Here is a 23,628-nt window from a genome sequence, read left to right as displayed (position 1 = left end):
TAAGAGTTGGGATTTTAGCTTGAACCAGTTAGTGTAACTGAATATAGCGGAATTGGCAAAAGCCTGAGGTACAATAGATGCCTCAGGCTTTTCCATTATATATTGATAAGTGAAGGAATCGATAGCAATCTTAGGATGGAAAGGCAGACGGTATGAAATTTCTATGAGGTAAAATTAGTTATTAGCTAGAAGACAGGCACCGTACCAAAGTCACCTCCATACAATGTAAGACAGCATTCTGACCGGAGGTGGCGTGATGATACCTACGATCGTGGGGGCCTTGCTCATTCCCTTTATCAAAGGAATCACTGCTCTATTGAGTTATATCTCTAATAATGCTTTTCCCCAACCGCTCTCTGAACCAGAGGAGGCCGACTGTCTCGTGCGGTTGCAAGAGGGCGATGAACAGGCCCGTAATAAATTGATCGAACATAACTTACGCCTCGTAGCCCATTTGGTGAAGAAGTTCGACGGCACTGGGGAAAACAATGACGACCTCATTTCCATCGGTACGATCGGCCTGATTAAAGCGATCAACACCTATAACGCCGACAAAGGGACGAAACTGGCTACGTATGCAGCACGGTGCATTGAGAATGAAATCCTCATGCACCTGCGGGCTATGAAAAAAACTCGCGGGGAAGTCTCTCTGTACGACCCCATTGGCGTAGATAAAGAGGGGAATGAAATCACCCTGATCGACATCCTCGGTACCGATCCGGAAACGGTGTCTGATGTAGTGGAAAACGCTATGGAACAGGCCCGCTTACTCAGCAAGCTGAAGCGCCTGAGCAAGCGAGAACGCTATGTGATTGAACTTCGTTATGGGCTCTTGAGTGGCTGCCGGCAGACACAGCGGGAGATCGCCCGAAACTTAGGGATTTCCCGCAGCTATGTAAGCCGGATTGAAAAGAGGGCCGTTCAAAAGCTGATGAAGGATCTGGGAACTGTTGATGGGGCGTAGTACGGTATTGTCTAACAATCACATAACCGACGAAAAACCGCAGTGAAACACTGCGGTTTTTGACATATCTAACATCCCCCATTCGGCATGTAGAATAAAATCCCAGGTGACAAAAAACATTGTAGAAAAAATATTTTTAAAAATCTATTAATCGCTAAAGAAAATCACATAAGTAATCGATAATATTAACAGAGGATATTGTTTGAACAATCGAACATACGAGTCTGGTACATACCGATTCGTAAAAAAGGGTACGGTCCATGCTAAACTGGGGAACATTCTCTAAAGAAAGGATTTGACCTTCGAACTTACAGACATTTTTAAATTAAGGGGAGGGGCGATTCAAATGTTAGCAAAAAGAATTTCTCTTGTCCGGTACGGTTATTTTCCCAACTACACTCAAGTGGTCGCTTTTCCGCATCTATATAGGATTAAAAAGAGTCTACGGCATCATAAACTTAGCGAGGGTTGCTGTTACGTTGTCGGTAGCATGATTACCTCAGTGGTTACCACGGCAACAATGTTCCTGATCTATTATTACCTTTGAACAGATATTGGATGAAAATATCGTCCTGATGAAAATATTGTCTTGACATATACCAAAAGGACAAGTAACCGCAGCGAAATAGCGTTGCGGTTACTTGTCCTGCCCGATCACGGAACATATCGGAAGAACATTCGATTATAGGAAGCTAAAACCCCAATGATGAAGGTATTTGCGTAGCACCTGTTGAATAAATACTCTACTTATTTTGGGGCCAGAAAAGGGGATGGGAACAATGAAGGGAAAAGTGTTCTCTGTATTATTGATCTTAATTTCCCTACTGCTTGTGGCTTGCGGCAACTCATCCAATAAGGGAACAAATTCGCTGATTGTATCGAGTGATGAGAGCCATGAACGAAAAGAAGGCAAAGACCCAACGGACAAAAAGAAGATTGCCCTCGTGATGAAAACGTTAACCAATCCGTTTTTTGTGGAAATGGAAAAGGGAGCACGTCGAGCGGAGAATGAATTAGGTATCGATCTCATCGTCAAAGTCGGTGCCAAAGAGACCTCTATCGAACAACAGATCGCCATCGTCGATGAGTTGATCCGTGAGAAAGTCGATGCGATCGTCATCGCTCCGGGAAGCTCTACAGAACTGATACCCGTTCTGAAAAAAGCCCAAGAGGCGAAAATTCCCATCGTCAACATCGACAACCGGCTCGAGCCGAAACTCTGTAAAGAGCTAGGGCTGATCGATGTTCCCTTTATCAGCGTTAATAATGAACAAGGAGCTTATTTGTCGGCTAAGGTAATCGGCAATAAGATCAATTCCCCGACGGAAGCGATTATTTTGGAAGGCATAGAAGGTACGGACAATGGAGAACAACGGAAACGGGGTGCCCTTCGGGCTTTTGGAGAGAACAAAAACATCCATGTGGTCGCATCCCAAACGGCCAATTGGAAAATCGATGAAGCCTATGACGTTACAGCCAAGCTGTTTCAAAGCCACCCGAACATTCGGGCGATTTTCTGTGCCAATGATATGATGGCATTAGGTGCGATTCAATATCTGGAAAAGGCGGAGAAGAAAGACGTTCTCGTCGCAGGGTATGATGCTTTGGACGAAGCGAAAAAAGCGATTCAAGCAGGCAAACTGACTGCGACCATCGACCAGCAGGCAGACGTCCAGGGATATACGGGCATCCAGTATGCCTATAAAGCGATGCAAGGTGAGAAAAATCCTTTGGAAACGATGATCGACGTAAAGGTGATTCGTGCTGGTAACCTGGAATAATTCGTAAGCCAGGGGCGGATGAAGAGAATGAGATTACCGAGTCTCAACATTACTCAAAAATTTATACTCTATCTCTTGCTGACCAGCATCATCCCTCTCGTGGGGGTAGGTGTGACCTCTTACAGCATATCCAAGACGATTATCCAAGAAGAGGTCAGCAACTATACCCATGAACTGATGAATAACCAGCGCGATTACATGGAACGGATGCTCGATGAGGTGGAGAGCCTGATTGCTAACATCTCGAGCATTGAAGACATCAAAGCGGTGGTGGATGATCGCCACCAATCACCAGATGATTATGCAAGTTTAGCCACACAAGCGAAGATCGGATACATATTAAGCGGCTATACCAATTTGAAAGGTTTAGTCTCCATCGATATCTTTTCCTTAGGCGGCGCCCATTATCATGTGGGCGATACTTTGAATGTGCAGACGATTCGCAACGACATCAAAGATAAAATTTATCAGCAGGCACTAGAATCGGACAAGTCCGTCCTCTGGACAGGGATCGAAGATAACGTCAATGCCAATTCAAAACAAAAGAAGGTCATCACAGCTGCCAAGGTGCTGAAAACATTCAATAGAGAAACGATGCGGGAAATGCCGATCGGCTTGCTGCTCATCAATTACAGCGTAGACACTTTTTATGATCATTTTATCCAGACCGATTTTGGCGAAGGCGCCTTTATGATTATTGCCGATAGCAAAGACCGGATTCTCTTTCATCCGGAAAAAGATAAGATCGGCAGTCAAATTAACCGGAGTTTGCTCGACGTAACCTCGGAAAACAGACGTTCTTTCACAGAAAATATTGACGGAAAGGATATGTTTATCACCTATAGCCGTTCAGAAAAACAAGGCTGGACGCTCATGAGCTTCATTCCCATTGCAAAATTGACCGCCAAAACGAGCGATATTTGGAACAACACCCTGTTTGTGTTGGTGCTGTCCATCGCCTTTTCTGTGTTTTTTGCATATCGATTTAGCAAGCAGAATGTAACCCCGATTAAACACATCACCCATTTATTCAAAGAAATCCGCGAAGGGACGATCGACTTTCAAGTCCGTCTGCCTGAAGGCGCACGAGATGAAATCGGGGAACTGATTCGTTGGTTCAATACGTTCTTGGATAGCTTGGCCGAGAAGAAACGAACAGAAGAAGAATTACTTCGCTCGATGGAACAGCAAACCCGATTGACGGCTCATTTGGAGAATTTGAATCGGGAATTGGTGGTGGCCAAAGAGGAAGCTGAACGATCGAATCAACTCAAGTCAGAATTTGTAGCCAATATGAGTCATGAGATCCGCACACCCATGAACGCGATCATCGGGATGACGGGGCTTCTTTTGGAAACAGCTTTAAGTGATCAACAGCGGGAATTAGCCGTTGTGGTCAAAGATTCTTCCCATTCATTGTTGACCATCATCAATGACATCTTGGATTTTTCCAAGATGGAAGCGGGGAAGATGGAACTGGAACTGACGCAGATCAATGTCATGACTATCGTCGAAGGCATTGGTGAAATGCTGGCATCGAAAGCGGATGAGAAAAAATTAAACCTTGTCACTTTTGTCGATCCACAGGTACCGATCCTCCTTTTGGGGGATCCGGTTCGACTTCGTCAAATTCTGCTTAATTTAATGGGCAACGCCCTTAAATTTACCGATCGTGGGGATGTGGCCTTACGGGTACACCTGGTTTCGCAAACGGAAGAAAAGGCAAACATCCGTTTTGAGGTCTCCGATACGGGGATTGGTCTTTCACCGGAAGCACGGGTGCGACTCTTTCAACCCTTTACCCAAGCCGATGGTTCAACGACGCGAAAATACGGCGGCACCGGCCTAGGTCTTTCCATCTCGAAGCGATTGGTTGAGATAATGAATGGGACGATCGGTGTAGAGAGCGAGATGGGAAGAGGCTCCACCTTTTGGGCTGAGATCCCCTTGGCCAAAGAGATTCCGCCAGAGAGGCCGGCGTCACGCGCAAATGAACTTCGACAACTGCGAGTCTTGATCGTCAGTTCAAATGATAGCACCTGTAATACGATCCGGCAGTATTTGCAAGCATGGGGCATCAACAACGATATCGCTAATCATTTAGACGAAGCGCTTCGACACTTGAGTCATGCTGCGAAGAAGCAGATAGCCTATGATGTAGCCATCGTGGAATGGAGTCAGCTTGGCGCAGATTACATCTCGCTAGTCAATCAATGGCAATTATCCCAGGAGACTCGTTCCTCACAAGATGATCTTGGACGATTGGATCCGACTTCACAACAACCTGGAAGTTCTTTGGAAAGTTCTCTAAGCCGGTTAGACGTTGCCAAGATGAAACTGATTTTATTGACAGGTTTTAACAGCCGCGAAACGGGAGATCAAGCCAACCATAATGGTTTCCACGGCTATCTGACGAAGCCGCTAAAGCAGTCTCAATTGATGGACTGCATTGCCAATCTGGTGCTTCCGGATGATAATACAGCATTGCCGGAAGGAACGGGAGGTGCTGAAGAAAAATTGGGCTCGACAAAGGGGGAACCCTTTTTCCGGGAAGAGCCGCGCAGTGAGCGATTCAGTGAAACGAAAACAAGCGCTCCTGTGGAACATTTGGGTGAAGTACAGAAACCAGGTAAAGGAATTCTGCTGGCCGAAGATAATAAGGCAAATCAGAAGTTGGCGCTTATGCTGTTGAAAAAAATGGGCTATGCGGCCACGGCGGTGAGCAATGGCCGTGCCGCCGTGGAAGCTTGTGCTGATGGCGACTATGGGCTAGTACTAATGGATTGCCAAATGCCGGAAATGGATGGTTTTGAAGCGACTCGCCTTATCCGTATGGCCGAACTCGCAGCGAATAAGCACACGCCGATCATAGCCATGACGGCCAACGCCATGCAAGGCGATCGGGAACGGTGCATAAATGCCGGCATGGACGATTATATCAGTAAGCCGATTTCACCAGAAAAATTGAAGGAGATACTTCTTCGATGGAACGGCCGGGAAGGTAGTCATGGAGAATGATATCAGAACTCGGGACGCTGTCTTACGTACGGGACGGAATTTCAGTGAAGAAGCTTATAAAAGGACGGATCGTATATGGGATATTCAATTGAGGAAGCCGCTGCCGCATTGACACTTGCCCCGGAAGACCTGCAGGATATCTTTGAGGCTTTCTTTGCGGAAGCGGCAGAGACTCTGGAGCGATGCGAACCTGCCATTCGCAACGGCGATTTCGCCATGTTGGGAGAATTGGTTCACGACTTGAAAGGGTCAGCGTCCAATTTACGGATGGAACAAGTCCGTGAACTGGCTTACCAGTTGGAACTGGCGGCGAAAGAAGGGAACATGGAAAAGATTCAAACGGATTTTTCCAAGCTCTCACTTGAAGTCGTGCGGCTTAAAGAACAGATCCAACGTTATTACGAATAATGGAAGAGATAAAAAGTCCCCGGCTGGCCGAAAGATCGGAAGCCGGGGATTCGTTTAAGCAGATATTCGTAAGACATTGTAATAGTAGGGTATTTTCGTCCAATATATTTTTTCTCCGTCAGGAGTGGTTACGTATCCTTGTTCAAGTCGTAAGTCAATCCGTTGCTTTCCTATCTGAACAGTATACGTCATAGCACCTCCTCCTTTTACTACAATGTATGTATCATCCTGCGAAAAGTTGCCTATATAGACGCTCGGATAGCTTTTCGATAGCCCATCTTAAGAAAGCCAATCCACAGAAAGAGTTTTATTATGGTGAAACTAGACGATCCAATTCTTTGGAGGTAATGCTGTTCGAATCTGTGGCTTGAGGTAAATCTAGCTTATCAGAAGTGTTCCATTGAGTGAAGTTTTCCGATTTGATGCGGAAGAGTCCGGAAAAGTCTCTGTTCTTATCTTCCAGTATGTTGAGATCGATTGTAAAGAAGCCTTTGGCATGATTCTTATCGATGTATTTTCCGCCCATTTGCAATGAATTCAGATAAAAGGTCTTATTCATCTCTTCGGACAATTTTTGTAGTTCTACCGCGATTTTTTCTGGCGAAAGATCTTCTTTCTTTTCGATGGCGAAATCTTTGGTCGGATCTCCGCCCATTGCTTCCACATATTGTTTCACTTTTTCAGGGTTTTCTTTAACAATCTGGATCAAGGAAGAAAGGATGGGAATTAGATTTTCTTGTTTGATTTCCAGGCCAATCATCTGGTCATCGAATTTTTTCACGATGCCTTCAGGCAACGAATCGATGAAGAGAGTATTCAATTCCTTCGCCGCTTCAATTGCGCTCGGTTTTGGTTGTGCTTCTTTAAGCGCCTTTTCAATGTTCTCCCATAAGCTGGAGACCTCGGGACTGTTCTTGTCGAGTAGAATCAAATATTTCTTCGCGGAGGGAATCTTAGAAAACTTATCTGCTGTGACAGGGTCAAAGCTGTTGACAATTTTTTTGATTGAATCGATATCTATAAGTACCTGATCTTGTGTAATGAAGAAATTAAGAGGCAGGTTGTACATATCGTTCTTAAACGCCAAGAGGAATTTAGCATTGTGGTTTTTAAAATCCATAGCAATATCGTAGTCTAAAGTGGCTTTGTTTAATGCTTTTAGAAAAAGATCTAGTTCCGGGTTAACTTCCTTATGCTTGAGTGCAAAGGTATCGATATTGAGGGTGCCCTTAAAAGATACGTTGTCTATCGTCTTGTAATCATACTGTTGGTTTAAATAGTTTTTATATTCGTCCTTCAACGAAGATGCCCAGGTAGGGGTGACGATGCTTAACAGGAAAAAACAGAGAAATAGTGAGGCGAAGAATTTTTTTCTCAAGAAGATTACTCCCTTCCTAAAGTTAATAGATTTCGATTTGGTGGTTGGTTATGGGAATGTCGCAGGGTGGCCTCCTTTCAAGAAAACTAAACCTAGAACGGTATTACAAAGGTATCATAGATTTTAGGTACATTAATATGTAGGTATCCTCTATAGTTAATTCAACAATGATCGCAAATTTCCTCCTATTTCCTTTGTATTAATTATTATCCCATATTCTAACAATAAGGCAGATTGATGGAATTTTCATACTTAAATAATCCTACTCTGGAATCTAACTACATTGAAGGTAGCAATAATTTGTGAGAAAATTATATGAGATAAAGGAAAGTGATTTAGAAAGAAAGAAATAGTTTCATTAAAATAGGGTTTACAATCTGCCCCATAGAACGATTGATAAAAGTCTGTGCTTCGACAGAAAAGTTAAGTGTTGAGACAAAGAGGGAGTCATCATGGATTTTAACAAATGTACATTGATAAAGGTACTATCGAGTTTTGTCTTGCCGCTATGTTTTACCTGTCTAATTCCATCTGCTGCTTTCTCCAGTTCCTTAAACTTGGAGTGGAAAGCGGAATTTGGCGGTAAGAAAGTGGAGACAGGTACCGTTACTATTCCGGCGGTAGACGGGGGGTTTTTGCTCGTCGGTGAAGCAGAATCAGAGTATTTAAAAGGAAACGGAAAAAAAGATATCTATGTTGTGAAGATGAATGCAACCGGATTAGAGACGTGGGAGAAGTATTATGGAGGCTACGGCGATGATATCGGCACCTTTGTGCGGGCCACCTCGGATGGGGGTTATATCATCGGAGGAAGTAGCCGTTCCAATTGGAATGATAATCGAAATATGTTACTTGTGAAGATATCTGCCGAGGGAAAATTGCAGTGGAAAAAAGAATACCCGGCCGAACCAAATCTAACATCAGAGGGATTGAACGATGATGAAATTATCTACATCCGTGAAGAGGCAGATGGATATACCATTTTGGGAAATAAAAAATCTACTGATACAATAGGTGGAGATATCTTTTTAATTAAAGTGAATGGACAGGGAGGCGTGGAATGGCGTAAGACCATAGGTGGTAGAGAGGATGAAAAAGCCGTTTCCCTTCAAGATACCCCGGATGGCGGTTATTTAATCGTCGGTTATGGAGCATTATCCAGTGAAACTGGATATGATATTTATCTTAGTAAAACCGATTCCCATGGCAAGGTAGAATGGTCGAAAAGCCTTGGCGGAAAAGGATGGGATATATCTACAGTAACCGCACCAACGAGTGATGGCGGTTATCTCATTGGAGGACAATCTTCATCCGGTAATGATGGACTCTTCAGTGGATATCTAGCAAAAGTGAATAGTGAAGGGAATTTATTGTGGCAACAAGTGATGCCGGCGTATGTGTGTACGTTGATCGAAACGATTGTTCCTACTGATAAAGGGATCGAATTGACTGGGTGGCTCGAATCAGGTACGGGTTATGATTTTGTCCGTATTCTTACCGATGAAACAGGTGTTATCTCATCCACAGATTTAATCAATAATGAACAATGGTCGAAACCGTTTGCGGTAACTGCTGTTGACAAGGGGGCCTACATCGTCACAGGGTATGTGGTGGATAAGCCAGGATATAGGTATTGGCTAAATAAACAAGAACAAGCTTATGTGGCAAAAATTAAGTTTGCTAAATAAAGCGAGGAAGTGCCATGGAAGATTGGTTTGTCCAGTTCATTTGCTTTAGTGTGGGAACGCTCATTGGAAGTTTTCTCAATGTGGTTATTAGACGGATGCCACGGGGTGAATCTATCGTCAGTCCCCCGTCACATTGTCCCTCTTGTGGATTCAGACTCCAGTGGCGTGACTTAATCCCTCTGTTTAGCTATCTTCTACTATTAGGAAGATGCCGGAATTGTGGCTCATCCATCGGGATTCGTTATCCACTTATAGAATTGGTTAATGGATTAGGGTATCTAGGTATTTTCTTACATAGGGGGTTTTCCCTATCTAGTCTTTCCCTAATGGTACTATTCTCCATCTTGCTAGCGGTTGTCTTTATAGACCTGGATAGTATGATCATCCCCGATAACCTTATGTTGTTCGGCCTTTTGACAGGGATATTGCTCACAGCTTCTCAGACTTGGTCTGTTTTTGTCGAAGGGATCATTGGGATGGTGATTGGAGGCGGAATTTTACTGACCATCGCCGTCTTGTCCAAGGGCGGTATGGGTGGTGGCGATATTAAACTAGCCGGTGTACTCGGACTTTTCCTTGGAAGTCATCAGATTCTTCTAATTCTCTTTCTTTCCTTTTTGATGGGTTCAGTTGTAGGAATCACCTTGATGATTATGAAAAGAAAAACCATGAAAGATATGATTCCTTTTGGCCCTTTTCTAGCGATGGCCGCCTATATTTCTATGTTTTGGGGAAACAGTATCCTATATTGGTACGGTCTGATGTATTACTAATTGTTGATGCTCTAATAGGTAAAAAAGAGATAGACGAGAATGGAATGAATGGTGGAAGGGAAAATGAAACCGGAACGGTCGAGAAACCTATTGGGCTACTGGTTGGTTAAAGAGGGGATCATCTCGCCGGAACAACTAGATGATGCTCTGAATAGCCAAACAATCTCAAAAGGAGAAAAGGAACCTCTAGGGAAGTCACTTGTATCACTGGGGTATTGCAAGGAAGAAGATATTGCCAAAGTGATCGCTCATCGGGCTGGAGTTTCCTATCTTTCTCTCGAAACGAACCCAGTCAATGTGGCTGCTTTGGCTACCATTCCACCAGATGTGATCAAAAGATATCGGGCTTTACCAGTTGATTTTAAAGACGAAAAACTAATTGTGGCCATGCAGCGACCTGGCGATATCATGGCTATCGATGACCTAAGGGCAATTTCCGGCTTCGATATCACGCCTGTGGTTATTCCTGATACGGAACTAGAGGTTGCACTTGAAAAATATGGACGCAATGATGAATTTCGCACGGTGGAGGAAGAAGAAGAGAATTCAACCGAAATCGACATGGGTGATGTTCAAGATGACGATCGACCGGCAGTACAATTAGCCAATGCCATCATCGCCCAAGGTATCAACGTCAGAGCTAGTGATATTCATATTGAACCCTATGAGAAACGATTACGAATCCGCTTTCGCATCGACGGGGTGTTGCATGAGATGATGCAACCACCCCTTCGCCTACATGGAGCACTCGTATCGCGTATAAAAGTCATGGCTAACATGAACATCGCCGATCGGCGATTGCCCCAAGATGGCCGCATGTCCCTAAAAATCAACGGCAAATCGATTGATATTCGCGTGGCCTCCCTTCCGGGGGCCTATGGAGAACGATTAACGCTCCGGATTCTTGATCGCTCCAGTAAGATGATCACCCTTGAGGATCTTGGCATTAAAGAAAACACCTTAGCTAAATTCAAAGAAATAATCAAGGCCCCCTATGGTTGTATACTGGTCACCGGACCGACAGGTAGTGGAAAAAGCACGACACTTTATGCAACATTAGCAGATGTTGACCGTCATGAGAAAAATGTGATTACAGTGGAAGACCCTGTCGAATATGTATTCGATGGGATCAATCAAATTCAGATCAATCCTAAAGCAGGGCTGACCTTTGCTTCCGGACTACGGTCGATCCTCCGAAGCGATCCTGACATCATTATGGTTGGGGAAGTTCGGGATAAAGAGACAGCCCAAATGGTTATTGAATCGGCCCTTACAGGTCATCTCGTCTTTTCCACACTACATACAAATGATGCTGCCGGAGCGATTAGTCGGCTCGCCGATATGGGAATAGAACCATTCTTAACGACATCTTCGCTCATCTGTGTTCTCGCTCAGCGGCTAGCCCGGGTTCTTTGCTCGCACTGTAAAGAACCGAACCAATTGAGCCGAATGGAACTTCAAAACCTACCCGATTTCCCTTGGGAACCGGGAGAAGTGTCGGTCACATTGTACAGGCCGAAAGGATGCATCCGCTGCAACAACACGGGATATCGCGGACGTACAGGGATTTATGAAATGCTCATTATGAGCGAGGAAATCCAGCATATGGTATTAACGCACTGTTCAACACAGGATATTCGTCTGAAGGCAATACAAGAGGGAATGCAATCCTTGAAGATTAATGGTATGTATAAAGTGAAAGCAGGTATCACATCGATCGAAGAAATAATGAGGGTGATAGGATGAACCCAGGATTAGATATTGATGAGATCTTACGAAGAACCGTAGAAATGAATGCCTCTGATCTACACTTGGCAGCTGGCTTAGTGCCTGTGGTTCGGGTTTTCGGCAACCTCATCGATATGGAGGGCATGCCTCGCCTTATGCCGCAAGATATTGAAGACTTGATCATTCCTATTCTTTCACCAAGCCAAAGGGAAAAACTAGAACATAACCTAGAATTGGATTTTTCCTACTCCTTGCCAAAGGTGAGCCGCTTCCGGGGCAATATCATGTGGCAGCGTAGTTCTATGGCCGTCAATTTCAGAACCGTGGCGATGAACATTCCGCGCCTCACTGATCTGAACCTACCGCCGGCGGTAGCAGAGTTGGGACGACTACCCCGCGGCTTAGTACTTGTCACTGGACCGACGGGAAGCGGAAAGTCAACAACATTGGCTGCTCTCATCTCTCAAATTAATGAAGAGAACCGCTTAAACATCATCACTATTGAAGACCCCATTGAATATCTGCATTCCCACAAAAAGTCGATGATCAAGCAGCGGGAAGTTGGCGGGGATACGCTCTCCTTCGCTAGTGCCCTTCGGCACGCCCTTCGTCATGATCCCGATGTGATTTTAGTCGGGGAGATGCGAGATTTAGAAAGCATTCAAATCGCCATCACCGCCGCCGAGACAGGCCACTTGGTCTTTTCAACGCTCCATACGCAGACCGCGGCCTTAGCCGTAAACCGCATTATCGATGTCTTTCCCAGTCATATGCGAAATCAGATTTGCCAGCAGTTAGCCGGCTCCTTGCAGGGGATTGTTGCGCAGCAACTGATTTCGCGTAAAGATGGGAAAGGGCGTGTAGCTGCGGTTGAGATCCTTCTTAGCACACCGGCTGTTCGCAACTTGATTCGGGAAGGAAAAGAGCACCAGCTTTACTCGGTGATGCAAACAGGCCGTGCTGCAGGAATGCAGACGATGGACCAGGCTTTGGCCGATCTGTTTGCCAAAGGACTCATATCCCGGGAGGCAGCTATGGAATATTGTGTCGATCAAGCCGAGCTAGAGCGTGCACTGCGTAAGTCTGCTTTCGACTTTTAGGCCCCCAAGGCGCTAAGGTGGAGGTGCTACTATGCCTTTATTTCAATATGAGGTACTTGACAAATCAGGTACGCTCTTAAGCGGGAAGATGGAAGCAGAAGACGAGCTGGCGGCCTTAGCACGGTTGCGAAAAATGGGTCACTCTGTGTTGGAAATCGAAGAAATTCAAAAATCATTATGGGAAGGAATATTTCAAAGCGGGAAAAAGATCAAAATCGGTGATTTACTCCTATTTAACCGGCAGTTAGGGGCTATGCTTGACGCTGGAATTCCTTTAACCCGCTCATTATACACATTAAGTGCTCAAGCGGAGAATCCACTACTATCCCAGGTACTTAACGAGGTGGCTCGAAATGTGGAAGGGGGGATGAGTTTTTCCGAATCTCTTCGCGCATATCCGGAAACGTTCTCGTCGATGTATGTCGATATGGTTCGGGCCGGCGAGATGGGTGGAGTGATTGAAGAAATGTTGAACCGGTTAGCGATTCAATTAGAGAAAGATAAGAGCTTGCGAGACAGTTTGAAGTCGGCCATGCTGTATCCGTCAGTCATATTGGTGTTTTCTTTTATCATCGTACTTGCATTATTGCTATTTGTTGTCCCTATTTTCCAAGGATTTCTCCCAAAAAATACCGATTTCCCCCTGCCTACACAAATCGTTTTCTCAGCTAGCCATTCTCTACGGAGCTTTTGGTATGTCTATATTGTGGTGTTAATCCTAATTCCTTTTGCGTTCCGAAGTTTTGCTTCCAGCGAAAGCGGTAAAAAAGTATGGGAACGGCTGAAATTTCGGCTTCCTGTTTTTGGGGGACTTTTATTAAAGGCGACAATCGCTCGTTTTGCTAGAACATTATCGACACTGCTCGCCGGGGGCATACCAGTATTGCAAGCGCTCGATGCTGCTGGACCAGCAACGGGCAGTATGCAGGTAGCTGCAGCAGTTAAAGAGGCGTCTGGAAGCATTCAAGAAGGAAAAAGCATCGCGAGGCCCCTGCGGGAGAGTGGATTTTTTCCACCCATGGTTATCGATATGATCGCCGTTGGAGAAGAGACGGGACAACTGTCGAGTCTATTGAACCGAGTAGCTGAGTTTTACGAAGATGAGGTGGCCATTCTTTCTAAAGGTTTAACGGCTATGTTAGAACCTATTTTGGTTATCTCCATCGGTTTGATTGTGGGTGCAATTATCCTCGCTGTTTACTTGCCGATTTTTACAAGTATTACACAAGGGGTGAAATAACAAGGAGGGGCTGTGTTTGGGAATCGAAAATAAACATAGCACTCAAACCAACATACTTGAGGAAGCGATGCTACAATATATACAACACCGAGACGAACAGCATTTACATCAAGTTATTGAGTCTGGGCAACGTTTGGTTCGTCATTTTGCTAAACTCTATGGACCGGGAGGAATAACAGAAGATCTGATCCAATGCGGTTTGGAAGGGCTTTTAAAGGCGGCATACCGCTACGATCCTCAACGAGGAACAGCCTTTTGTACCTATGCCAGCCATTGTATCATCGGAGAAATACGGCATTACCTCCGAAAAGAAGCAGCCTACTGCCGACCCATATGGGCTGTGAAGATGCAAGAAAAGATAAATGAGACCATTGAGAGGACAATTCGGGAAACAGGAGAAACCCTTTCCATCGAGCGGATTGCTGAAAAGCTAAACATTCAAGTGGAAGGGATTATGGAAGCCCAACGGGCAGGTTGGGTACCGCTCGACGAATTGGACATCCGGAAAGTCCGCCATAGGGAATATCGGAGTTTTGAATTGCCTATCGAGGACAAAATCGCTCTCCAACAGGTGTTAGCGACACTCAGCGACCTCCAGCGAAAGGTCATCGACATGCTTTTTTACCGAAGCTTGACCCAAACCGAGACAGCTGAGTTGTTGGGAATTAGTCAGAGAAAGGTCTCACGGATTTTGCAAAGAAGCCTAGACCTATTAGCCAAACGAATGACCAGTGAATAGGGATGAGTGGAATGCCGTTTTGGAAAAAAGCTGGTACAATCGGTTTAGATATTGATTCAAATCTTATTCGAGTGGTTGCCCTCCAAGGAAGTTCATCGAGCCCGGTTATATCTCATATTGGGCGCATCCCGCTACCGACCGACGCCGTTCGAGAAGGGGTCATCCATAATGTGCCTATGGTGGCAGAGGTGTTACACGATTACTGGGAAGATAAAAATTTGTCTACAGAGAACATCGTCATTGGCCTGGCCAATAACGGAGTACGAATCCGAACCGCTTCTTTTCCAAAGCTCCCCATGGATAAACTGGCGAAAGTGATACGCTATCAATCAGAAGACTTTTTTCCTATCCCACTGGCTCAATTAGTACTCGACTTTACTGTCATTGGCGAGACGACAGGAGAACGGGGAGCCATGCATCATGTTCTTCTGGTCGCAGCCCGCCGAGAGGAATTGAATAAATCGATTCAGGCTGTTACCGACGCGGGATTATACCCAGCTGTGGTTGATTTATCCGTATTGTCTCTGACGCGCCTAGTTCCTCAGGAGACAGCATCCTATATCGTGGTAGATATCGCTTACGGAGTGGCCTGTTTTTTGCTCGTCGATGGGGAAATCCCCAAGATATGCCGTGTAATTCCCCATGGTGTTTTAACCTATATCGGGGACTCTGGACAAACCCTGGACCGAGTTCTCTCGTCAAACTCTACGTTAGACACTTCTGATGCTCAAAGCATTTCACCGTCTACAGGCAATGAAACTGCTGTGGATGAATGGGCGCTGATTTTGGCCAATGAGTTGCGGACTACGCTAAGCTATTACTCTGTGCAACCTGGTGCAAGGGCAATTCAAAAAGTCTATCTCAGTGGCTTGGGCTCACGGATTCAAGGGATTCCGGAAATTATTTCAGAGGATTTGGAGCTTCCTGTAGAGATTTTGACACCATTTCGACGGCTGAAACTAGACTCTTCTATCGGTTCCATCAGCGTTCACGAAGAAAGTGAGTTCGCCGTTGCTGTCGGATTAGCTCTTCGGGGAATGGAGGGCTAAGGAAGAATGAATATACGAATTAATCTGTTGCCGCCGGAAATCGTGGCATTACAGAAGAATAAACAAGAAAAAAGAAAAATCCTAATGATCTTAGGGATTTTAGCAGTGATATTTATTTGTTCTTACGGTACATTATTCATTTTGACGCAACGCACCCAGACAGAATTAGAACAAATACACAATGAGCGTATCCAGTTAGACCAACGTGTTCAATTGTATGAACCATATACAAAAGCATTGCAAGAAATACAAGCGATTCAGGGGATAGCCGACAGAGCTTTGGGAACGCCCCCCAATTGGTCCAAGTTGCTCATAGATATTGGTATCAATATTCCTGATGACGTTTGGATTACAGACATGCATGCGATATACAATGGAAATTCCGGTCAACAAATAAAGGACAATATGAAAGCCGATGGAAATCAACAAGGAAACATGTTAGAGAAAGCGATCAATAACGTAACAAGTCAAGAGAATACCGGAAGAGGAAGCAATGTCTCTCAAGAGCATCAAATTTCCATTCAAGGTGTAGCTCTTAGCAATTACGCCGTAGCTGATTGGTTATCGGAAATACGGCAAGTGAGCAGTTTATCTGATGTTCGTTGTCAGTTCTCTACTGATGAGACCACAGAATCGCAACGGCAAGTTCGCTTTGAAATTCAAGGGAACATTCTCCCTGGACCGAAAGTGAGACCACCGGTACCGATGGCGGGGAGCGTGACTAATGGTTAAAATAGACCAAAAGATGAACCGAAGGTTGATAATTCTTCTAAGCTCCGTTGTGCTCATTGCGATGACCTTTATAATTTTCTACCAGTACGGTGAACTGCGGAAGGCGCGGGAAGATGTAACAAGAGAGAAGGAGGCCTTGACACAGGTAAAACAACAAATCACTGATTTAGTTCAAGTCAAAGAACAGACCGAACAAAAGCAAGCCGAAAAGCGTTGGTATGAACGATTAATACCCAATCTACCCAAGGAAGACCAATTAATCAGAGAAGTACAATTCAGAGTAGATACTTCGGGCTTAACATGTAAAGAGATCCGTTTCGGCAACCGCATCGATAAAGAGGGGTACATAGAGATGCCTATTTCGATCGTTTGCGAAGGAAGATACTCGGAACTCATTGCGTGTCTCAAAGGGATGACTCTGTTAGGTCGTGCCCTTCGGATCGATAGTTTGAAAGTTAGTAAATTGACTCCGGAATCGCCCGTACTTAGGGTGGAGATGATGGCGGCAGCCTTTTATGCCTCAAAAAAATAATATAGATGGAGATTTGAAAAGAGGGCAACAATATGGCGCTGAAAGATATGAATTGGAAGAAATACCTTCCGAAGAACATCCCAAAGAACCTAGCGGAATTGCGCCAGTATATTAACGATCCCAAGAATCGCCCGCTTGTCCTAAGTGTCTGCGGGCTTTCGATAGCGCTAATATTCGCTACCGTATACGGGACTGCTTACTTAAAAACGAAGTCGGCTCCGGCAGGTCTAAGCGAGCAAGAGCGTAACAATGCAAAAACGTTAGATTTTTTACCAAAGACGGAACGGTCTAGCAATGCGTCTTCGGAAGAGGATAATGACGAGCCAAATCCGCGTGATCCTTTTATCGGTTCGATGATCCTTAAAGGGGTTATCGTCGGCGGAGGCGGAAGCAACCAAGCGATCATTGAATTGAGTAAAACTATCTTTATTGTATCACCAGGAATGAAAATCGGTGATAGCTGGACCATAGAAGATATCTGGGCTGATGGAGTACGCTTGAAAAGTGTGAATAAAGAGCTAACATTAAACTTCAGCGGCCGCCAAGTGACCGAGAAGAAGGGCACAGACGAAACGAGTGACAGTAAGTCAAAAATCAGCGGTACTACAGGTGCTTCGGTAAATTCTACCCAGAAGGGAGTGGGTAGTCAGTAATGCAAATGAAACGGATTCTTTGTACTGCGTTGGTGTCAATGTGCTGCTTCATTACCACGGCGACTCCTCCTTTCGTATCTGGACATAATGAAATACCTTTCAGCGCCGTAAAAGCGAGTGCTTCCGATCTGGTTGTCGATGGTAATCAATCCGGTTCTGCCTCTTTAGATCAAATGGAACTAGGTGTACATAGCTCTACTCTTATTACTTTAGATATCCGCGGGGCTGATTTGCGAGATGTTCTCTCTGCCTTGGCACTAAAGATGGGAATGAACATGGTGCTCGTCGATACAGCACCGACCGAAGTGAATATCAATTTAAAAAATGTACCTGTCGTCAAGGCGTTAGAACAGATCATGCAAAGCTACGGTTTAAATTATGTTCAGTACGATGGAATGATCGTCATTGGAAAGCCGGAGACTCTCCAGAGCGGGTTTTATAATGAAATGATCCTTACACGCATTGACACCAATTATGTAACTAGCGACAAGCTGGTTGCTCTTATCGGTCAACTAGGTATCCCAGTCAAAGTCTTTTCAGTGGAAGGACAACCGAATAAGGTCTGGCTGCAAGGAACGGTTCAAGGACTGAAAAAGGCAAAAGAGCTGATTGAAAGTGTCGATGTTGAAGGGCGTACCTCCTTGGAACTTGACTATCGAACACTGGAAGTAGCTCAAATTCCCCCGCAACGGGCAGTGGAATTGTTGGACAAGATCGGTATTACACTCAAACACTATGTCATCTTGGATCGCCGCATCTTGGTGTTTGATAGCAATCTCTTTAGCCAATGGGAGCAAATCAGCACAGTTTTGCAACAGTTCGATAATCAAGATGGTAAAGAGCAAAAGACATTCGTATATCAGTTGCGAAATATCGTGGCCAAAGATGCAAAAGGTCGCCTGGATCAGGTTGGAATTAAAGATGTAAAAGTTGTTATTCCGAACAGTGAGCAATTTGCCCGTGACGTGATTATCGTCTGCCCACCCTATGCGGAAACACAAGTTCGAAATATCCTATCTGGGCTCGATGTTTCCCTAACTAAGGTGAAAGCACCAGTAGCTTATTCGAACTCTTCTCAGACGCTGAATGAAGCCCGTGATTTGGCCAGCGAGATGTCTGGAGTTTCCCTAGGTAGTTTTCACATTTCCAATAATCTTAAGCCACGATCAGATGAACAGAACAGTAAGTATATCTTGTGGGTAGAAGAGACTCCAGACCGGATTCAGTTGATTAAAGATTTGCTTAAAGATGTGGTTGATAAGGATTCTAGTCAAGATAGCAATAAAGAAAATAAATAATGGTTGGATTGTCTAACTTTATGGTTTGATGGTATAACTTTATTAAAGAGATATCTTAAAAGAAGGTCATTACTAACAGGGGGAGGTGGAATTAATGTTTAACGCAGTTAATAAAGCCTTAAAGAACAAAAAAGGCTTTACTTTGGTGGAATTAATGGTGGTTGTGGCTATAATCGGTATCCTGGCCGCTGTTGCTGTTCCGATGTTTGGGAATGTCACTGATGATGCAAGAGACAAAGCTGCACTTGCAGATCATAATGTAGTAGTCGGGGCTGTTCAAATGTATCAAGCCGGTCATTCCGGTGCCCTGCCTACAGACGCAGCCGATATAACTCCATTCATTAAAGGGAATGTTTTACCAACGACTACTACTTTTGCATATGCTTCGGCTTCAGGTGTAACGATAAAAACTACATCTACTTCAACAGCTGCAACTGTCACAACAAGTGTTATTAAATAACCGTAATAATTAAGTACGGATAGAGCAAATAAATAACCCCGTTGTTATTACCATCAAGGTAAGGCTACGGGGCTTTTTCTATTTATAAAAGGAGATAGCCATGAGAATGAATATTAGCGTTTAATCTTCCGGTCCATTGGCGAGTACGCCGAAAGCATGTGTGAATAACTCCATCATAAGAAGTGAATGGAGTTATGATCTTGATCCGGAAAGAACAACAGGAGATTTGTCTGAATGTTGGGAAATAAAGTAGAACTCCGCTACAATCCCTATGACTTACGCCGAATTCTCGTCTATGACAAGGCGCCTTTTGCGGTGAAGCGAAACCTTACCAAATGAAACGGTTTGCGGAAAAACGGGTGGAAAAGCGACAACATCGTGCCGCTGACTCTCTCGATGGAGCCATGAAGGCCATCGTTGAGGCCCATGGCTAATGCAATCCTTCACTTTACCCGCAAACCTTTTACTGCGAATCTGCCGCCGGACAAGCTCTTTGCGTCTCGGTACCGCTTTATTTACCTGGCTCATTCGGGATTAACCTCCAAAGAGTTTTACAAGCTCGTCTTGCAACTCGTCAATGTCGCCCCGAAGCGGGGGATGCCGAGAAGAAACGCCTCCTGACCCAAGCCCTGATGGAATGGGGCCAAAAAGGGGTCAAAACGGTGATTGTGATTCATGAAGCCATGAGTTAGATGTTTCCCATGATCTCCGAATTGCGCTTCGCCCTCAACTACCAGGTCGATTCTTACTCTCCGCTGGCCATTATCCTTCTTGATCAACCCAATTTTGGGAGACGCTTCAACCGCAGGTGCTCGAGTGCATTCGTCAGCGAATTTTCATATTTTACCAACTATCGACCTGGCCGAAGAGGAAGTGGGACCCTATGTGTTGCACCATCTCCAAATGGCTGGTCTAGACCGCCAGCCGATTTGATTCTCTCCTAAATGCCAACTGTCAGTGACGGAACCCCGACCTAACCGCTCTCCGTCACTGACAGTAAATTAAATATGAAAGCTCACCGTCAATCGCGGTAATTACATTACCGAAAATGAGAGTGAGCCGCTACAAAGGGTTTTAGGGTAAAAAATATAACATATCACCACTATTGTTCCCGGAGATAGCTCCTCCGTAAAGTAATACTTCGGAAGTAATAAAATATACATTGTTCCCGTCAATATCGCCGGTAACAGTGACTTTTATAAATGAATCTTTTGTACTTTTTTCGAATAACAGAGTCATATCTGTAGTACTAGAAGTCATCCCCAAAAGCTTTTTATCTCCATTTATGGCATCGTATTTCATAATTTCTCCGGCATTATTTACATATATCTTTGTGTAATTATTGGGCACAACTGATGTCGAATTGCCGATCGTTACATTACTTGCATATCTAATGTTACTCTCGATTATATCTTTAGTTAAACGAACATTTTGTTGGACAGTAGATTGCTTCAATGCTATATCATTAGAACGAATAAAATAAAAATAGAAATTATATGCCAATCCAATAACGATAGAAAGTAGACTGAGAGTAATCATTAATTCAATGAGCGTAAATCCACTTCTTCTAGAAAATAGTTTTATTAAGTCATATTTCATTAATCAAAACCCACATTCAGTTAACATCTTCAATAAATGATTTCAACTCTACGTGGTATTTTCCTTCCTCATAAGGAACGACAACAGAAACTTCATAACCCTGAATCGGTGTTCCATCTACTGTTTTTGTCTTTGTTTCAAAATAATAAGCAGTTGTAGGACTTTCAAATAGACTATCATAATCTCTTTTCCAACCAATGCTTGGATTTGTTAAAGCCGCACTTGCAGTAGCTGGATTGTTTGCACTCCATACGATGGAATATAACTCATCTGTTTTTTCTTTAGCTTTCGCAATTGCTTTACTTTGTTCACCGAAGATAAATATATTACTAAAGTTTATACTTAACATTGAGGAAAAGGATACTATTAAAATAGTTAGAATGGTTATGGCAACAAGAACTTCGATTAAAGTCATTCCCTTATTAGAGTGCTGAGTTATTGTGCGAGCTGATTTATCCATTTTCCTTTCACTCTCCAGTTCCGGTTAGAAGAATCGTCGCTAACGTCTCTTTTATAAGCAAGAAGGGAAGGAGGTCCACTTGAACCCCAATTCAATGAGTTAAATGTAGTGGTATCAAGGAGATTGTCACCAACAATTAAGTCGATGTTTCCGCCACTAAGACTGCAGATATTGGAAATAACAGAGCCAGTTACAACTGCACTCGCACTAATTTGAACGTATGCTTTAGGGGCATAAATCAATCCCTTAACCGCGTTGGCACTGCCACCTTCTACAATAATGTTGTTACCACTGGAGACTAGGGTTCCTTTAAAGGAACAACTTCCTCCAAGAGTAATATCAGAGGGAGTTTTTGTCGTATCATTATTACCAATGAAAATTGAACCTACAAATGCTTGACTTCCGCCAATGTTAATATTATTACTTCCTCTGTAGAACATAATCAACTTGTTAGGATCTCCACCAATGTTTACTTGACTACTTCCACCAAGAGTAAAAGAATTATCAATGTATAGGATTAAGCGTCCGTTTTGACCTGTATTTGTAAGAAAAATTTCTCCTTGGCTCACATTCAAATTTTTGATTCGAAGAATTCTATCACCACCGCCCAAGTCGATACAGAGCTTACGACCACTGGTTACAGAAATTGTGTCATAATAGCCATCTTGACCGATTTTCCAACTCCAGGTTTGGGAATTGTTTATTGGCATTGAAGTATTGACTGCAATAGTGGGAGTTCCTATGAAATTAATGTTTGTTGCTGGTCCAGTTACTTCAACAGATTGTGGAGTAAAAGTAAATCCGTCTTTTCTCGGTGTTACTATAACTGTTCCTTGTTGGAGTTCTTGAGAGCCTTGAGGAGTTCCAGTTGTATAGGCAGTCCAAGTTCCATGTCCTGAGGTCCATCCAGGGTTATTTACGGTAGTCACGCTTGTTTTAGCGGTGCTATTAGGTTTTGCGGGACTTAAATAGATAGTTACGTCACCGATTCCATTGTTATTACTATCCCGGACAGAACCAGAGATAACGCCAGGATCGGTGGTAATGTTTCCTTTAGAATCTAAATTGTTTGGGAAGTTTGGGAAAAGAGGTAGAGGATAGTCATAATAGGACGAGAGTTTTAGTACCGGCAATTGCATAATATGACTTGCAAGAGTTGTGTAGGATGGATGTGAAACGACCGATTCAGGATCAGTTGCATTATATCCTACATACAACTTGCCCTTAATTTGGGTTCCGTTAGGGTTAAAGTATACGCCGCCTTGTCTCGTTGAGTTTGTTCCTACATATCCAGAGATAGAGGGCGTTCTGGATAATGAAATATCATTTTGATTGGAAGCAGTACTAACTCCCATAGCAAATAGTGCCCATGGCGGGCCATCTCCGTTTCCAGGTCCTCCGGGTTGCATACTATTTCTAAGTTGTTCTAAACTGATAGTAAAACTCACGGCATCTGACGAAGCTTCAGCTCCCGATGAGTTTCCTTTCCGAACGATACCCTTCGAGTCAATGGTGAAATCATTTCCGCTTCTAGTAATCTTATACTCTATTGAATGAGTCGGAGGGTTTGTCGGAGCGGTTGTAAAGGATGTATTACCGAGGCTTCCGTAGTAAGTGTTGGGGCTAGGTTGGTAATCGGGATTAGAAATAATGTTCTTTTTAATTTGACCAATAGCTAATTCTACACCTGATTTCGCATAATAATAGGCCTGGGCATTATCGGCGCTACGTTCAACTTGAAGGGCGTCACTATTGCTCACATGCCAAAGTGTAAACCCGGCGGCGGTGATAATAAGCGTAATTAACAGAGCAAAAACCATGGCAATCCCATTCTCCGATTTTAGTAACTTTAGACACATGAAGAACCCTCCTTTTCACGAGACAGTAAAACTCTTTTCGAGTTTATTGGTTTTCTTGCTGAGTAAAGTGTCCCTATCACCATTTTACCAGTCTTAAACATGCTGGAGAAGGTATATTTATTTTTAAATCACTACATAGTGGAAGCGGTGCGTTCTTCGTTGGCATTGT

Annotated in this window: 22 protein-coding genes; 18 read left to right on the top strand and 4 right to left on the bottom strand. The window is 44.0% G+C overall.

Annotated features, from left to right (window positions below):
* Nucleotides 1-256 precede the first annotated feature (256 nt).
* The 4 genes from sigK to GJ688_RS10420 all read left to right on the top strand — a co-directional run bounded on the left by sigK (nt 257) and on the right by GJ688_RS10420 (nt 6,171).
* The gene (gene sigK, locus GJ688_RS10435; RefSeq protein WP_155476493.1) at nt 257-964 is read left to right on the top strand and encodes an RNA polymerase sporulation sigma factor SigK; all 708 of its coding nucleotides are present in this window, start codon (nt 257-259) and stop codon (nt 962-964) included.
* A gap of 779 nt (nt 965-1,743) precedes the next feature.
* Entirely contained in the window at nt 1,744-2,745 is a 1,002-nt protein-coding gene (locus tag GJ688_RS10430) for a sugar ABC transporter substrate-binding protein (protein ID WP_155476492.1), read from the top strand.
* Between the two features lie 27 nt (nt 2,746-2,772).
* The gene (locus tag GJ688_RS10425; RefSeq protein WP_170291861.1) at nt 2,773-5,763 is read left to right on the top strand and encodes a hybrid sensor histidine kinase/response regulator; all 2,991 of its coding nucleotides are present in this window, start codon (nt 2,773-2,775) and stop codon (nt 5,761-5,763) included.
* A gap of 75 nt (nt 5,764-5,838) precedes the next feature.
* Entirely contained in the window at nt 5,839-6,171 is a 333-nt protein-coding gene (locus tag GJ688_RS10420) for an Hpt domain-containing protein (RefSeq protein ID WP_155476490.1), read from the top strand.
* A 310-nt stretch (nt 6,172-6,481) separates the two neighbouring features.
* On the opposite strand, the gene GJ688_RS10415 is transcribed toward GJ688_RS10420, so the two are convergent.
* Entirely contained in the window at nt 6,482-7,549 is a 1,068-nt protein-coding gene (locus GJ688_RS10415; RefSeq protein ID WP_155476489.1) for a hypothetical protein, read from the bottom strand.
* Nucleotides 7,550-8,001: 452 nt separating this feature from the next.
* On the opposite strand from GJ688_RS10415, the gene GJ688_RS10410 reads away from it, so the two are divergent.
* From GJ688_RS10410 to GJ688_RS10345, 14 genes are all read left to right on the top strand, one after another.
* Complete coding sequence (locus tag GJ688_RS10410) at nt 8,002-9,237, top strand: hypothetical protein (RefSeq protein ID WP_155476488.1); 1,236 nt, start codon at nt 8,002-8,004, stop codon at nt 9,235-9,237.
* Nucleotides 9,238-9,251: 14 nt separating this feature from the next.
* A complete protein-coding gene (locus tag GJ688_RS10405; RefSeq protein ID WP_155476487.1) occupies nt 9,252-10,010 on the top strand; it encodes a prepilin peptidase in 759 nt (252 codons plus the stop codon).
* A 63-nt stretch (nt 10,011-10,073) separates the two neighbouring features.
* Nucleotides 10,074-11,756, top strand: coding sequence for a GspE/PulE family protein (locus tag GJ688_RS10400; RefSeq protein ID WP_155476486.1), 1,683 nt, complete (start codon nt 10,074-10,076; stop codon nt 11,754-11,756).
* Entirely contained in the window at nt 11,753-12,838 is a 1,086-nt protein-coding gene (locus tag GJ688_RS10395) for a type IV pilus twitching motility protein PilT (protein ID WP_155476485.1), read from the top strand. The genes GJ688_RS10400 and GJ688_RS10395 overlap by 4 nt, the downstream gene beginning before the upstream one ends.
* Nucleotides 12,839-12,983: 145 nt before the next feature.
* A complete protein-coding gene (locus GJ688_RS10390; RefSeq protein ID WP_328597352.1) occupies nt 12,984-14,078 on the top strand; it encodes a type II secretion system F family protein in 1,095 nt (364 codons plus the stop codon).
* A gap of 16 nt (nt 14,079-14,094) precedes the next feature.
* The gene (locus tag GJ688_RS10385; RefSeq protein WP_235910906.1) at nt 14,095-14,817 is read left to right on the top strand and encodes a sigma-70 family RNA polymerase sigma factor; all 723 of its coding nucleotides are present in this window, start codon (nt 14,095-14,097) and stop codon (nt 14,815-14,817) included.
* 11 nt (nt 14,818-14,828) lie between these two features.
* On the top strand, nt 14,829-15,866 hold the full coding sequence (gene pilM / locus GJ688_RS10380) for a type IV pilus assembly protein PilM (protein WP_170291860.1): 1,038 nt from the start codon (nt 14,829-14,831) through the stop codon (nt 15,864-15,866).
* A gap of 6 nt (nt 15,867-15,872) precedes the next feature.
* Nucleotides 15,873-16,598: a PilN domain-containing protein gene (locus tag GJ688_RS10375; RefSeq protein WP_155476482.1), complete on the top strand. Its 726-nt coding sequence runs from the start codon at nt 15,873-15,875 to the stop codon at nt 16,596-16,598.
* A complete protein-coding gene (gene pilO / locus GJ688_RS10370) occupies nt 16,591-17,130 on the top strand; it encodes a type 4a pilus biogenesis protein PilO (RefSeq protein WP_155476481.1) in 540 nt (179 codons plus the stop codon). Before GJ688_RS10375 ends, pilO begins: the two co-directional genes overlap by 8 nt.
* A gap of 32 nt (nt 17,131-17,162) precedes the next feature.
* Nucleotides 17,163-17,783 (top strand): hypothetical protein, encoded by a 621-nt coding sequence (locus tag GJ688_RS10365; RefSeq protein WP_155476480.1) that lies wholly within the window; start codon nt 17,163-17,165, stop codon nt 17,781-17,783.
* Complete coding sequence (locus tag GJ688_RS10360; RefSeq protein ID WP_155476479.1) at nt 17,783-19,081, top strand: STN domain-containing protein; 1,299 nt, start codon at nt 17,783-17,785, stop codon at nt 19,079-19,081. Before GJ688_RS10365 ends, GJ688_RS10360 begins: the two co-directional genes overlap by 1 nt.
* Nucleotides 19,082-19,175: 94 nt before the next feature.
* Nucleotides 19,176-19,541, top strand: coding sequence for a type II secretion system protein (locus GJ688_RS21335; protein ID WP_155476478.1), 366 nt, complete (start codon nt 19,176-19,178; stop codon nt 19,539-19,541).
* Nucleotides 19,542-19,775: 234 nt separating this feature from the next.
* A complete protein-coding gene (locus GJ688_RS10350) occupies nt 19,776-19,880 on the top strand; it encodes a Mu transposase C-terminal domain-containing protein (RefSeq protein ID WP_155476477.1) in 105 nt (34 codons plus the stop codon).
* Nucleotides 19,881-19,967: 87 nt separating this feature from the next.
* On the top strand, nt 19,968-20,162 hold the full coding sequence (locus GJ688_RS10345; RefSeq protein WP_155476476.1) for a hypothetical protein: 195 nt from the start codon (nt 19,968-19,970) through the stop codon (nt 20,160-20,162).
* A 453-nt stretch (nt 20,163-20,615) separates the two neighbouring features.
* Here the strand turns inward: GJ688_RS10345 and GJ688_RS10340 are convergent, their stop codons facing one another.
* From GJ688_RS10340 to GJ688_RS10330, 3 genes are read right to left on the bottom strand one after another with little or no spacing between them, the layout of a single operon-like run.
* The gene (locus GJ688_RS10340) at nt 20,616-21,140 is read right to left on the bottom strand and encodes a PilW family protein (RefSeq protein ID WP_155476475.1); all 525 of its coding nucleotides are present in this window, start codon (nt 21,138-21,140) and stop codon (nt 20,616-20,618) included.
* Between the two features lie 16 nt (nt 21,141-21,156).
* Nucleotides 21,157-21,600, bottom strand: a complete 444-nt coding sequence (locus GJ688_RS10335) for a type IV pilus modification PilV family protein (RefSeq protein WP_155476474.1) — start codon at nt 21,598-21,600, stop codon at nt 21,157-21,159.
* The gene (locus tag GJ688_RS10330; protein ID WP_155476473.1) at nt 21,576-23,459 is read right to left on the bottom strand and encodes a DUF7305 domain-containing protein; all 1,884 of its coding nucleotides are present in this window, start codon (nt 23,457-23,459) and stop codon (nt 21,576-21,578) included. Before GJ688_RS10330 ends, GJ688_RS10335 begins: the two co-directional genes overlap by 25 nt.
* Nucleotides 23,460-23,628 lie beyond the last annotated feature (169 nt).

It is taken from the genome of Heliobacterium mobile, assembly GCF_009720735.1.
Taxonomy (GTDB): domain Bacteria; phylum Bacillota; class Desulfitobacteriia; order Heliobacteriales; family Heliobacteriaceae; genus Heliobacterium; species Heliobacterium mobile.
This window is presented reverse-complemented; position numbering and strand designations above follow the sequence as displayed.

What these genes read in the sequence shown, in the direction of transcription:
- GJ688_RS10410 (WP_155476488.1), top strand. Translation starts at nt 8,002, where the DNA reads ATGGATTTTAACAAATGTACATTGATAAAGGTACTATCGAGTTTTGTC.
- pilO (WP_155476481.1), top strand. Translation starts at nt 16,591, where the DNA reads ATGGTTAAAATAGACCAAAAGATGAACCGAAGGTTGATAATTCTTCTA.
- GJ688_RS10360 (WP_155476479.1), top strand. Translation starts at nt 17,783, where the DNA reads ATGCAAATGAAACGGATTCTTTGTACTGCGTTGGTGTCAATGTGCTGC.
- GJ688_RS21335 (WP_155476478.1), top strand. Translation starts at nt 19,176, where the DNA reads ATGTTTAACGCAGTTAATAAAGCCTTAAAGAACAAAAAAGGCTTTACT.
- GJ688_RS10395 (WP_155476485.1), top strand. Translation starts at nt 11,753, where the DNA reads ATGAACCCAGGATTAGATATTGATGAGATCTTACGAAGAACCGTAGAA.
- GJ688_RS10375 (WP_155476482.1), top strand. Translation starts at nt 15,873, where the DNA reads ATGAATATACGAATTAATCTGTTGCCGCCGGAAATCGTGGCATTACAG.
- sigK (WP_155476493.1), top strand. Translation starts at nt 257, where the DNA reads ATGATACCTACGATCGTGGGGGCCTTGCTCATTCCCTTTATCAAAGGA.
- GJ688_RS10430 (WP_155476492.1), top strand. Translation starts at nt 1,744, where the DNA reads ATGAAGGGAAAAGTGTTCTCTGTATTATTGATCTTAATTTCCCTACTG.
- pilM (WP_170291860.1), top strand. Translation starts at nt 14,829, where the DNA reads ATGCCGTTTTGGAAAAAAGCTGGTACAATCGGTTTAGATATTGATTCA.
- GJ688_RS10420 (WP_155476490.1), top strand. Translation starts at nt 5,839, where the DNA reads ATGGGATATTCAATTGAGGAAGCCGCTGCCGCATTGACACTTGCCCCG.
- GJ688_RS10400 (WP_155476486.1), top strand. Translation starts at nt 10,074, where the DNA reads ATGAAACCGGAACGGTCGAGAAACCTATTGGGCTACTGGTTGGTTAAA.
- GJ688_RS10425 (WP_170291861.1), top strand. Translation starts at nt 2,773, where the DNA reads ATGAGATTACCGAGTCTCAACATTACTCAAAAATTTATACTCTATCTC.
- GJ688_RS10405 (WP_155476487.1), top strand. Translation starts at nt 9,252, where the DNA reads ATGGAAGATTGGTTTGTCCAGTTCATTTGCTTTAGTGTGGGAACGCTC.
- GJ688_RS10365 (WP_155476480.1), top strand. Translation starts at nt 17,163, where the DNA reads ATGGCGCTGAAAGATATGAATTGGAAGAAATACCTTCCGAAGAACATC.
- GJ688_RS10335 (WP_155476474.1), bottom strand. Translation starts at nt 21,600, where the DNA reads ATGGATAAATCAGCTCGCACAATAACTCAGCACTCTAATAAGGGAATG.
- GJ688_RS10345 (WP_155476476.1), top strand. Translation starts at nt 19,968, where the DNA reads ATGGCTAATGCAATCCTTCACTTTACCCGCAAACCTTTTACTGCGAAT.
- GJ688_RS10330 (WP_155476473.1), bottom strand. Translation starts at nt 23,459, where the DNA reads ATGTGTCTAAAGTTACTAAAATCGGAGAATGGGATTGCCATGGTTTTT.
- GJ688_RS10350 (WP_155476477.1), top strand. Translation starts at nt 19,776, where the DNA reads ATGTTGGGAAATAAAGTAGAACTCCGCTACAATCCCTATGACTTACGC.
- GJ688_RS10340 (WP_155476475.1), bottom strand. Translation starts at nt 21,140, where the DNA reads ATGAAATATGACTTAATAAAACTATTTTCTAGAAGAAGTGGATTTACG.